This window comes from Mycolicibacterium austroafricanum (genome assembly GCF_000612725.1).
Taxonomy (GTDB): Bacteria; Actinomycetota; Actinomycetes; order Mycobacteriales; family Mycobacteriaceae; genus Mycobacterium; species Mycobacterium austroafricanum.
The window spans coordinates 32,719-44,026 of the sequence record NZ_HG964460.1 but is presented as its reverse complement, the minus strand read 5'-3'; the positions used below and the strand labels follow the sequence as shown (position 1 = coordinate 44,026).

Annotated in this window: 8 protein-coding genes and 1 pseudogene; all 9 read left to right on the top strand. The window is 67.3% G+C overall.

Annotated features, from left to right (window positions below; all coding sequences use genetic code 11):
- Positions 1–351: 351 nt before the first annotated feature.
- Positions 352–1,266 (top strand): chymotrypsin family serine protease, encoded by a 915-nt coding sequence (locus tag BN976_RS33665; RefSeq protein ID WP_145977995.1) that lies wholly within the window; start codon positions 352–354, stop codon positions 1,264–1,266.
- Positions 1,267–1,315: 49 nt separating this feature from the next.
- On the top strand, positions 1,316–2,704 hold the full coding sequence (locus BN976_RS28785; RefSeq protein WP_145977994.1) for a hypothetical protein: 1,389 nt from the start codon (positions 1,316–1,318) through the stop codon (positions 2,702–2,704).
- Between the two features lie 123 nt (positions 2,705–2,827).
- Positions 2,828–5,011, top strand: coding sequence for a cellulase family glycosylhydrolase (locus tag BN976_RS34120; protein ID WP_199559028.1), 2,184 nt, complete (start codon positions 2,828–2,830; stop codon positions 5,009–5,011).
- 98 nt (positions 5,012–5,109) lie between these two features.
- Entirely contained in the window at positions 5,110–6,642 is a 1,533-nt protein-coding gene (locus BN976_RS28770; protein ID WP_158498051.1) for a PE-PPE domain-containing protein, read from the top strand.
- Between the two features lie 294 nt (positions 6,643–6,936).
- Positions 6,937–7,338 carry a hypothetical protein gene (locus BN976_RS28765; protein ID WP_051558649.1) on the top strand — a complete coding sequence of 134 codons (402 nt, stop codon included), beginning with the start codon at positions 6,937–6,939 and terminating at the stop codon, positions 7,336–7,338.
- A 45-nt stretch (positions 7,339–7,383) separates the two neighbouring features.
- Complete coding sequence (locus tag BN976_RS28760) at positions 7,384–9,780, top strand: PE-PPE domain-containing protein (RefSeq protein ID WP_036376396.1); 2,397 nt, start codon at positions 7,384–7,386, stop codon at positions 9,778–9,780.
- 348 nt (positions 9,781–10,128) lie between these two features.
- Positions 10,129–10,479, top strand: coding sequence for a hypothetical protein (locus BN976_RS28755; protein ID WP_051558617.1), 351 nt, complete (start codon positions 10,129–10,131; stop codon positions 10,477–10,479).
- A 13-nt stretch (positions 10,480–10,492) separates the two neighbouring features.
- Complete coding sequence (locus BN976_RS28750) at positions 10,493–10,864, top strand: hypothetical protein (RefSeq protein ID WP_036376393.1); 372 nt, start codon at positions 10,493–10,495, stop codon at positions 10,862–10,864.
- A 3-nt stretch (positions 10,865–10,867) separates the two neighbouring features.
- Positions 10,868–11,308 (top strand): annotated as a pseudogene (locus BN976_RS33920) (C40 family peptidase); the annotation flags it as partial.

The following is an 11,308-nucleotide window of genomic DNA, read 5'->3' as shown; positions in this document are numbered from 1 at the left end:
CCATGACACTTTCCGCAGGTCAACGGTGCGCCAACCGGAAAAGTTAGTGCGATCTGCGCCAGCGGAACCCCGGCGCTACCTCGACGGCTGAAGGGTGCGCAGACCGGCCCGTATGGGGTTTCATGATCAGCTGACGAAAGGGGGACGTGACAGTGAAACCGTGGAAAGTCCTTTGCTGGGAGGCGGTGCAGGTCAGCGTGGAGGAGGCTGCTGAATCCGCAGGTCAGCGGGCCGTGACCGATGCGTAAACCGTGGATGATTTGCTTTCAACGCTACCGCCGCGACAAAAGTGCAGGTCGCGGCGGTGATCTCATATTTGCCGAGTTGTCATCCCCGTGTGACCATGGAGGTATGTCCACCCGGTTTTCGCAGGTCACGAGGCTGACGGCAGCTGCACTCGCAGCTGTCGCGGTTCTGGCTGCCTGCTCGCCGGGTGACGGGATCGCCGTGCAGTCCACGGCCGGCACCGCGACGCCCTCCCCCGAGCTTCTGCAGCCCGAGACGAGGCCGTCCAATGAAGAGCTGCAGGAGTACCAGGACGTAACGGGTCAAGGCGAGCGGTTCGATCAAGGTAAGCCACGAGCGCAGTGGGCGCCCGTCCCGCTGCCTGGAAGCCTCATGTTCTCACCAAACTGGGCGTGCACTGTAGGGCCTGCGGTAACGCGCGACGGTCAGCGTGGATTTCTGACGGCTGGCCACTGCGGGAAGGCGAGTGGAGATAGAAGTGCTCGTCTGTTCAACGAGGCCCGCCAGACGCCGCCAGGCGTGGATTTCGGCGAGATCACCGAGGCTGTTGACACCGTCACCGACACGGGACCTTCTGGAGTCGAAGATCATGGCGTTGTGTGGGTTCCGGACCTGCGTCTGGATTCTGCAGCGACACGCATCGCGAATCGTCCAATCGCAGGGGTGATGCGCGCAGACGCAGTTCGCGCTCTGCCCGTTGGAACGCCGATTTGTGTCGACGCCGGACGTACCGGTGTTTGGTGCGCCGCGAAACGGGACACCGATGAAGACCTCTTCATCAACTACGTTGACAAGAGCGAACAGGGCGACAGCGGCGCGCCTGTATTCGTCGTGGACAGCAACAGTGCGGTTCTGTTGATTGGCCTGCTTAGCGAAGTCCACCCGGACGACGGAACTACTGGCAGGGCCACATTCCTGGAACCGGCACTGCGGGGTCTCGGAGCGAGGGTGCTTACTGATCCAGGAGCAGAAGCCGCAGACCCGCATCTGCTGGCGCTGGACCTTGCACTTTCGCGGTGATCGTGCGTCCTCGCCGCCAAGATGCCGTCGGTAATGCCATGCTAGTTGCATGCCTGTAGCTCCTGATCTCGACGTGTCGCGGCCGACGGCGGAGGAGGTTGCGGCCGCCGCTGCGCTGGCTTCCGCGCTGGACCGACTCGGCCGCGGCGTCGAGGAGGGCAGCACGCATTTCGGATCAGTGGCAACCGGTGAGGCGCTGGAAGGTGCGCGTGGTGACATGGCCGGCACCCGCGACACCGCTGATGGTGGGGCATCATCGGCGGTGGCCGCGGCGCAGACGATGCGCGATATGCGTGACGGTGGCGACGTGTGGCTGCGGAATGCGCCCAAGCAGGCCGATCTGGAACGTGCCACGCAGAAGGTCGCGTCGATTCGCGCGGAGATGCAACTAGCCGCGCTGTCGGGTCTGCCGGCCAGCCTGCTCCAAGAGCGGCTGGAAGCGGCGAAAGCGGAACTGCGGGAACTGGAGTCGCGCCGCAAGGCGGCAGACGAGGCCTATGAGCGGGCGTGCCGCCGCGGGGCGGAGAGGCTTGTGCCGCAGGAGAAGTGCCAGCCGCGTGGCAAGAAACGGTCCACCGATCAAGCGCGGGAACGCAGCGGCGGTAGCCCGCTGCCCGCCGATACCCGCACCGAGGCCGGCAAGCTCGATACCCCGCCGGCCGCCGCCCCGTCGACACCTGGTGCCCCAGCACCCGCGCCCGGCACTCCGGCACCGTCCGCTCCGCCGGCGACGCGTCCGTCATCGGCACCGCCGGCCACCGCGCCCAGTACCAGCTCCTCCTCCCCCGGCTTGAACGCGGATGCGCTGAAACTGCTGGCGAGCCAGGCCCAGAACCCGCAGCAGCCACAGATGGCAGCACCGTCCCAGCAGCCAGCGCCGCAGCTGGCCGCGCAGTCCGGCGCTCCGACCGCGGCGGGGCCGGCGCAGAACGCGAAGACCTCCGGCGCGCTGACAGCCGATGACTTCGGAGACACCATCGCCCCCGCGCCGGTCGGTCTGGGCCTGGCCAGCGGCGGATCGCCTGCGGCCACGGTGAGTCCATCCGCCCCGGCACCGGCCGCTGCTGCGGCCGCGCCGGTGTCGCAGACGCCGGGTACCTCGGCCAACAACTTGTCCACCGTCGCCGACACTTCCGGGCGCCCCGAGCCTGCACGAACGGCCTATAACCCGACCACGACAACCTCGCACGCCACTGGCTCAGCGGCTGCTCCGGCGACGCCGCTGGCCGGCCGCGGCATGGGCGTCGGTGCGGGGATGCCACACATGCCGATGGTCCCGATGGGCGGAATGCCCGGCGGTGGGGCCGGGGGCAGCGGATCCCGCGGCGGTGACGGATCGAAGGTGACCGCCTATGACAGCGGCCGCGACCACGGCGCCAGTTCCATCAACGAGGCGGTGCGGGGCGGCACGATCGCGCAACGTCGCGAGTTGGACTGACGGCCCAGGGCTTCTAGCTGCGGGTTCGCTGCTTTAACCCGCCCAGTCTCTCGGCCAGTCCCGCGTCTGACCTGCTACGCGCCGCGGTGCGATTCACACCGGTGAATGTGGTCGCATGCGCGCGTGAACTCACGTAAGCAGCCTCACCGTCCCGCATCGAGCCCTAAAAGTGCAGGTCAGAAGTCCCGCGATCAGGCCCGGCATGTCTCCACCACGACGGGCGTACCCACCCCCCTCCTACGGGCCAAGCTCGCCGCGGGCACCGTCGCGGCCGTCACGCTGGCCTCGGTACTCACCGCTGCGCCCGCAACGGCAACCAATGAACAGTTGCGGCCGACATACCAACTGGCAGTCACATTGCTGTCCGAGACCAGCAGTGCCGCACCAGTGTTCGGTGTCGCCGATTCCCACCTGTACAACCTGGGCCCCGAGGAACTCACGGCGCGACTGACCGAACTGCGCGGCCTCGGTGTCACTGACCTGCGGGTCGCGGTGCCGTGGGTCTACATCGAGCCGGCGGCCGGCACGTATGACTGGTCGAAGATGGATGCGCTGGTGGCCAAGGCCACCGAGATGGGGTTCACCCTCACCGGCGCGGTCACGGCCACTCCGACCTGGGCAGGGCTGCCGCTGGCCGGCGCCCCGAATCCGGACACCTACGGCGCATTCGCGGGGACCGTCGCTGCCCGGTACGGGTCCCAGATCTCGAACTATGAGATCTGGAACGAGCCGAACGGTGTGATCTTCTATGCCCCGGTCAGCGCCGCCGGCTACACCGAGATGCTCAAGGCCGCCTACACCGCCATCAAGGCCGCCAACCCTGATGCTGTCGTCCTCGCCGGATCGCTAGGTGCGACTACCGATGTCAACGGTATCTCGGTCACCCCTCAGCGCTTCCTGGAACAGATGTACGCCGCGGGCGCCGCCGGCTACTTCGACGCGTTGTCCTATCACCCGTATCACTTCACTCTGCCGTTCTCCGCTGGCACGGGTACCGCCAACACGCCGTTGGAGCAGGTCAAAGCACTCTATGACCTGATGGTCGCCAACGGCGATGGGGGAAAACAGATCTGGGCCACCGAGTACGGCACCGCGACCACCCCCGGGTGGGGTGTCACCCAGACCGAGCAGGCCGCACTGTTGCGCGACTTCCTCACCGCCTGGTCCAAGCTGTCCTATACCGGACCGGCATTCGTGTACACCTCCCAGGATGCGCAGACCGGAATTCTCAACCACGAGTACAACTTCGGACTGTTCACCTCCTCCGGCGCGCCCAAGCAGGCCGCACAGGTACTCGCCGAACTGATCGCGGCAAGCGGCCTCGGTGAGCTGCCGGACTACACCGCGCCGCGCATGTCGGCCGCACGTGATCTGTACCTGCAACTGGCGTCGGTCGGATTCGGGCTGGCCAATACCGCGCTGATCATCCCCAACGCCGCGATCGCCGTGATCTACAACCTGATGCCGGGCCCGCTGCGCAAGGCGTTCACCGCGGTAGCCAACGCGGTCTCGGCTGTCGTGGCGCAGGTCGCGATCGCGATGACCCCGGTCATGCAGGCCGCGCTGGGCCTGGTCATCCGCGCTCTGCCGCAGACTCCCGCTACCGACGCTACCGAGGACGAGACCGGCGGCGCGACAACGGCCCTGGCGCAGGAAGAGGCCGATAGCGGCGACGCGGGCGAGGAGTCTGGTGCCCCGATGAGCGAGGCCGCCGCGGTGGTCGACGACATCAATGCTGAACCAGTCGGGGTGCCGGCCGCGGATGCTCTCGCTGGTGAGGTGGTTTCCATCGCCGACACCGACACTGCACAGGAGCCGGCCGTCGAGCCAGCCCCGGTCGAGGACTCCCTGACCGAACCGGTCGAGGAGACCGAACCCCTCTCCGACCCGGCTCCGACCGAAGCCGAAGCCGTCGACTCGTCAGCCGAGACGGAAGCCGACAGCTCCGACGAACCTGCGGGCGACACCGAGTCCGAGCCCGACACGAACGGCACCACGGTCACCGGTGAGGGCACCGACACCGACACCGACACCGACACCGACACCGACACCGACACCGACACCGACACCGACACCGACACCGACACCGACACCGAGGCTGAGTCACAGCGAGCGAAAGAAACCCTCGGCGAGGGCAGTGCCGCGAAGTCAGAACGTTCCCCGCGGCGCGCACCGCGCACGGCAACGGCGCCAGACAGGCCGACCTCGCCGGCGACCCAACGCGGAGCCCACAAAGGCGATGACCGGTCCGCACCGCGGGAATCCGGGCGCGAGGGCAGCCAGTCGAATTCCAGGGCTGGCGAATGACGGCCGCTCGGGCCCGGCGAAGCCGCCGACACACGCACCGGACCAAGCGGTGGATCGGGACCACAGTGTGCGCTGCGCTGATCGTTTCGCCCACGCTGGTGATCAGCTCTGCACCTGCGCAGGCCGCTGATTCGGTGTTCTATCTCTCCGGCACCCGCAACAATCCTGCGCCACAGCAGATGGTTGATCTGGCCGACATCGGTGCGGCCTTCACATTTTTCGGTGAACAGGCATTGCAGATCGGTTATGCAGCAGCGCTGTTTCCGTTCCAGGGCGCGACTGCGTTGAACGCCTCGGTAGCCGAGGGATTGGCGAACCTCGTAGCGGCGCTGGAGGCCGCGCCGGCCGGAGACCGGCTGGTACTGATCGGGGTCTCGCAGGGCGACATCGTGCTGAGCCTGCTGGAGCAGGCGCTACTCGCGGCGGGCGAGGCCCGCGACGTGCTGTTCGTGCGGATGGCCGGCCCGTCCGGGGACACCGGGGTGATGGGCCGCAACTGGGGCTTCAAGTTGCCTGGGCTTTCGTTCGTCACGCGGCCGGACGAATCCCCGTTCGATCAGATCGTGCTCAACCACGAATACGACGGTCTCGGTCACTGGCCGGTTAATCAGCTCAACGTGCTCGCTGTCCTCAACGCGGTCCTGGGCACGTTGACGTTCCACAACCCGAACGCCTACGCAGTGGACCTGTCGGCGTTCCCGGAATCCGACATCACTACCACCGTGAACTCCCTCGGGGCGACCACGACGACCTATCTGATCCGTGCGACCGGGCTGTTGCCGTTGCTCCGGCCGTTGCAGGCGCTCGGTATAGACGAAGGTCTGCTCAATGATTGGCACCAGAAGTTGAAACCGATCATCGACTCCGCTTACGAGCCCGGTCGGGCCCCCGTCCTGGCGCGGGTGGTGCAGTCGATGGTGCGGGCCGTGGTCAACCAGATGACTGCGATGGCAGACGGGATCGGCGCGGTGCTTCGGCGCATCGATGCAGCACATCGCGCCCGCAACACCCCGACCGTCGAGTCCGCGCCCGACACCGACACGACCACGTCGATCGCTGCGGCAGGGCACCTTTCGGCACCACTGACACAGGCTGAACCGATCTCAGGTTCGAAAGGCGCAGACCCAGAAGTCGCCGCCGACCACGTAGCGGTGCAGTCGAATACGGAACCAGAGCGGGGATCCGGCAGCGAGCCGGATCCGGCGGCTGATCAATCGACAACGAAGGACTCACCAGCGGAGCCCGGCGACGCGATGCCTGCCGGGGAGCCGGATGCGGTGGATGACCGCGACGAACCGGCAGCCCTGGACCTGGCCGGGCCGGAAGACGCCGGTTCACAGGACGACGCGACAACCACCGTCAACAACGACAACGGCAGCCCGACCCACCATGTCGACCCAGCGGACTCGCCCCGCGACAGCGACACCGCCGAGACGCGCACGCCGCCACGCACACACGACACCGACCAAGACAGTGGCCCCGAACCCGAAACAGGTCCGCGCTCACCGAGAACCGCCAGGACGGCGAGTCAGCCTGGTCTCACTGCCCGCAGCGGTGACCGCGAGATCTCCGGACCGTCATCGCGCAAGGACACATCCCGGCTGACGAAGAGCCCAGGAGGCAAATCATGATCCTGACAACCGTGGCCTGGATAGTCGGCGCAGCTGGCATTCTGTTCACAATCTGGGAGGCGACGCGCCGGATTCGCGCCGGCGCCGCCCACATCCGCCGCTGCATCGACACGTTCGAGCCGAGCCCGCCGGCAGGCCAGCCCGCCAATCGGCCGGCCGTTGCTCCTCAAGGTGGTGCCCCGTGATCGGGCCGGTCGGCTTCTTTCTCGCCGCCGTCACGGCGACTCTCACCGTGCTGCGGGCGCGGCGGCAGCGAGGAGAGCCGCGGTGAGCGGCGGTGCAGGGTCGACAAATATCGAGGTCGCGACCGCAGCGGCTCGACCGGGCGGCTTTGCCGCACAGCTGAATAGGCTGTTCGACACGATCTATCCGCCGGGCCGCGGCCCGTTCACCAGCCACGAACTCATCGAGTGGGTGCACGCCGGCGGCATGCGGCTCTCGGCGCCGTACCTGTCTCAGCTCCGGACTGGGAACCGCCAGCGGCCCTCGCAATACACGACCGAGCTGATCGCCGAATTCTTCGGAATCGGTAGCAGGTACTTCACCGCGCCCGACAGCGCCTACGCCATACAGCTGGAAACCGAACTGGGCTGGCTCGATCTCGCGCACAACCCCGACGTTCGCCGACTCACCACGATGCTCATCGAACTGCCTGTCGAGACGCGCGAACAGATCATGGCCGCCGGCGGGATCTGAATCGACCCCATGACCGATCCAACCCCATCACCTATGAGGAGTCTCATGTCCACCACACCGTCCCGCTTGGCCGCCACGGTCGCAGCGGCGGCCACCGTCACCGCGCTCACCACCGCGGCGGCCGTTCCGGCCCCGCCACCCGCCCCGACACGGCTCGTCGCGGCGCAGGTCAGTCTCGCCGCTTCGACAGGGATATACCCGATCGGGCCGATCCCGCAGGCGTTCCGCACCATGGGATTGGGCACCGCACAGGACTTCCTCAACGGCATGGCCGGCTTGGCACAGATCATTCCCGGCGACGCCGGACAAGGCCTCAAGCAGACGGTCGAAAGCCTCGCCACCCTCGTCGCCGCGTTGCAGACCGGCATCAACATGCCGATCCTGGGCAACATCTCCATCCCCGAAATCGCCGTACCCCCATCGGGTCCCGCCGGCACAATCGATCAGATCAGCACCCTGCAGTGGTCGACGCTGACGCAGGGCACACTGTCGGCATTGAAGACCGCGCTGGCTGCCGGTGACGCAGCTGCGGTCATCATCGGGTTGCTCGGCGACATCACCGGTATCGACACCGAGATCATCGAAACTCTGGTCGGGGATCTGCCGCTGAACGTTCCCGGCGCCTGGGACGGGCCGTTCTTCTCCGACGCCGGCAAGCTCGCCATCGTGCCGGCAATCGGATTGGGCGGCACCAACTTCGCGCTCGCCTCGCCGACGCTGCTCAACGATCCCGCGTTCGCCAAGACCGCCATCCTGGCGCTCGCGCTGCGCAACCCGAGCCGCACCGGCGGCGGAATTTTCTCGCTGCTCAACCCGCTGTCGTCGGCGGTCGGCCTGAATCTGTCGAACGCCGACGGAACGGCGTCGCACAAGGGCACCAACAACTGGGGCATACCGATCACCGTCATGGACGGCAACGTCACCGTGTGGGACTTCGGTGCCGCCTACGACATCGTCTCCGATGCCCCGTCCACGCTGCTCAACCCGCTGGCGTGGTTCAACAGCGGCGTCGGGATGGCCATGCCCACCTACCTGCTTCCGCCCAACGTCGACGCGCTCTTCGAGGTGATCAGCGATCTCACCGGCGGCACACTGGGCGCCGGAACGATCAACCATCTGCTGGAGACCGTGGACGTGGCGAGCCTGCTGCACGTCGACGTCGGCGCGGACGGCAACCTGTATGTCACCTACGACTCGGGTCGTCTGCCGCTGCTGGAACCCGTCCAATTCATCCCGCGCACACTGAGCTACCTGCCGGGATTCGGATTCTCCACCACGGTGTCGGACTCATTCGCCGATGTCCTGACCCAGCTGGTCGCCCAGGGCTACCAGGACGTCAACATGACCGTGGACGCCGAAGGTGTCGCCACCTTCACCCGCGGCTGGGACATGGCCGGTACACAGGCGAAGTTCTGGCAGAACCCGGTCTCCTGGCAGATGGGCCTGGAGACCCCGCAGACCGTGTTCAACTCGGTGATCTCGGGGCTGCAGGACAACCTTCTCGACCCGGCCAAAGGCGAGTTTGAGATCTTCGGCAACAAAGAGATCGGGAACCTGGTCTACCGCAACGCCGTCAGCGTCGCAGCCGCGCAGTTCATCTCGCAGGCGCTGGAGCAGGTGCGCGATGCGCTCAACCCGATCATCAACAACGCTCAGGGTGCGCTCAGCCCGATCGCCAAGGCACTCGACGACGCCACCGCCCAGGCGAATAAGGCGATCGACGGCGGCCTGGGTGCTGTCACCGATCTCGGGGTGGACCTCAACGGGCCGATGCTCGATGCCAACCGGTTCGCCAACCAGGTGGGCGACGGCATCAACAACGGCATTCGCAGCATCTTCAATTTGAAGCCCATCGACACGCCACCCGCGCTCCGGTCGGCCGGCAACGGGGCCCAGCTGCGGACGGCGGCCACCGCGGCGCATCAGGTCCCCGCGGTCACCGACACCCTGGGAGCACCGGATTCCACGATGCTCCCCCTGGACGCAACCGCCGAACAGGAGGCAAGCGCGCCCGCCGACGACGCCGGAACCATCCCCACCACCAATACCGCGGCGACCACAGCGGAGGTGAACGCACCCGAGGACACCGCCGCCACTGAAGACACCGGGAAAGCCACGGCCCCGTCGCCAGACAGCGCTGAGTCCACCGCGACGGAGAAGAGATCCTCCCCGCAGGCAATCCGCACAACGGCTGATCCCGATGCAGCCGCGGACGCACCGGCAGCGGTCGCCGACTCGCCGGTGACCAGCCGCACCGACGCCGCGCGAACGCGCACTGCGCGCGACACACAGCGGTCCACAAGCGCCCCCCGGGTGTCGTTGCGTCCGGATCGTGACACCGACGCGACGTCGTCGAGCCCGCGGTCCGCACGCACGGGCGCCGAACCGAAGGGAGCACGCTCAGGTGCGGACGCAGGCGGCAGCCGTTCCGGTGACGTATGAGCGGCCCAGTGCTCCTCCTGGTCGCCGTAGCCGCTCTATCAGCGGTGGCCACCGTGATCGCCCCGCGCCCGTCCGCACGGTTGCTCAGTCTGCGCAGGCACCGACTCCCCGATCCGCCACCGCGCTGGGTCCGGTTCCTGCCAGAGCGATGATCGCAGCGGCGTTCCCCGCTCAGCGTCACGTCCAGCACGCATTCGGCGCCCGTGCATTTGCATCGGCACCAGATGCGTGCACTTAGACGCGTATCAGCCGTCGATGCAACGCTCGCGCCCATACACTGCCCAGAGAGGCCGTGCATTTCATGCGGCAAAAGAGATGGCACATGTGCAGGCCGCGGGAGGAGAGATAGTGGGCAACAGTCCGTCAGGGACCACGATCGAGATCGCCGACGCCGACGGTTTCCCTGCCAAAGTGACACGTATCCGCGAAGCCGCGGCTGGCCTCTCCGCCATCGCCGGGGAGCTGGGCACGATCGCGGATACCGCACGCACGGAGACCATGCAGTTCACCCGTGATGGCGTGCCGGCGCCCATCTACGCCCAGACACTGGAGGGCCTCGACGCTTGGGCCAAGGCCGCGGCGGCGCTCACTCGCTCTGTCGCCGACCAGGCCCAAGCCGCGGCCGACACCATCAGCGAGAAGTTCACCGCCATTACCGGCACCGACATCGCCGCTGCTGCCGACATCCACCACACCTAGACCAGGACGTGACATGACCTCTCCCTCCACGATTTCCATCACCTCGCACGAGAGCTACCGCGCCGGCCTGCAGGATCTGCGTACCTTGCAGGCCGAGGCGGACAAACTCACATCCGAGGGCACTAAGCTCACTGACGCACTCACGGCGGCGGGCAGTGCGGGCGTGGTCTCCAGCAGCGGCGCAGCGGCCGCAACCGGCGGCAAGACGGTGGCACCGGCGGCTGCCGAAACCCTCTCCGCTGCCGGCGCTGCCATCAAAGCGGCAACCGACGCGGCCCGCGCGGCATCGCAGTCGCTCTCGGCGGTGATCACCGATCTGGGTGCGCTGCAGGACGGGATCACCGGCTCGGACAACCGCGGCGAATCCGGAATTCAGGGGGCCTAGCCCATGACCTCATCGATCAGTACCGACGACGGCGCGATCCAGTCCGGGTCCGGACAGGCTTCGGCCGCGCTGGAAAGCGCACGCACCGGTGGCGGACGGGCCAACGCCCCGGGTGTCGACCCGCGTCTGGCCGTCGCCGTGGACGACACCGCGGAGCAGAACCGCCGGGGTGGGGACAAGGTCGACCGCGGCATCGACACGACCAAAAGAGATTCCACCGGCAAGACCGGGATCGATGCGGAAGGTTCGGACGGCATCAACAAGATCGGGCCCGCTCTGTTGGCGGGTCTGGGTGGTGGCGCCAGCGGCCTGATGGGCGCACTCGGCCAGGGCGGTGGTGGGCAGGGTGCCCAGATGCCGCAGATGCCACAGGTTCCCGCGGCCTCAGCTGGCCAGTCACTGCCCGGTCTGCTCTCGGGAGCCAATCCGTCACAGGCGCTGGCC

Coding starts and splice junctions, on each gene's coding strand:
- BN976_RS33665 (WP_145977995.1), top strand. CDS start 352: ATGTCCACCCGGTTTTCGCAGGTCACGAGGCTGACGGCAGCTGCACTC.
- BN976_RS28785 (WP_145977994.1), top strand. CDS start 1,316: ATGCCTGTAGCTCCTGATCTCGACGTGTCGCGGCCGACGGCGGAGGAG.
- BN976_RS28760 (WP_036376396.1), top strand. CDS start 7,384: ATGTCCACCACACCGTCCCGCTTGGCCGCCACGGTCGCAGCGGCGGCC.
- BN976_RS28750 (WP_036376393.1), top strand. CDS start 10,493: ATGACCTCTCCCTCCACGATTTCCATCACCTCGCACGAGAGCTACCGC.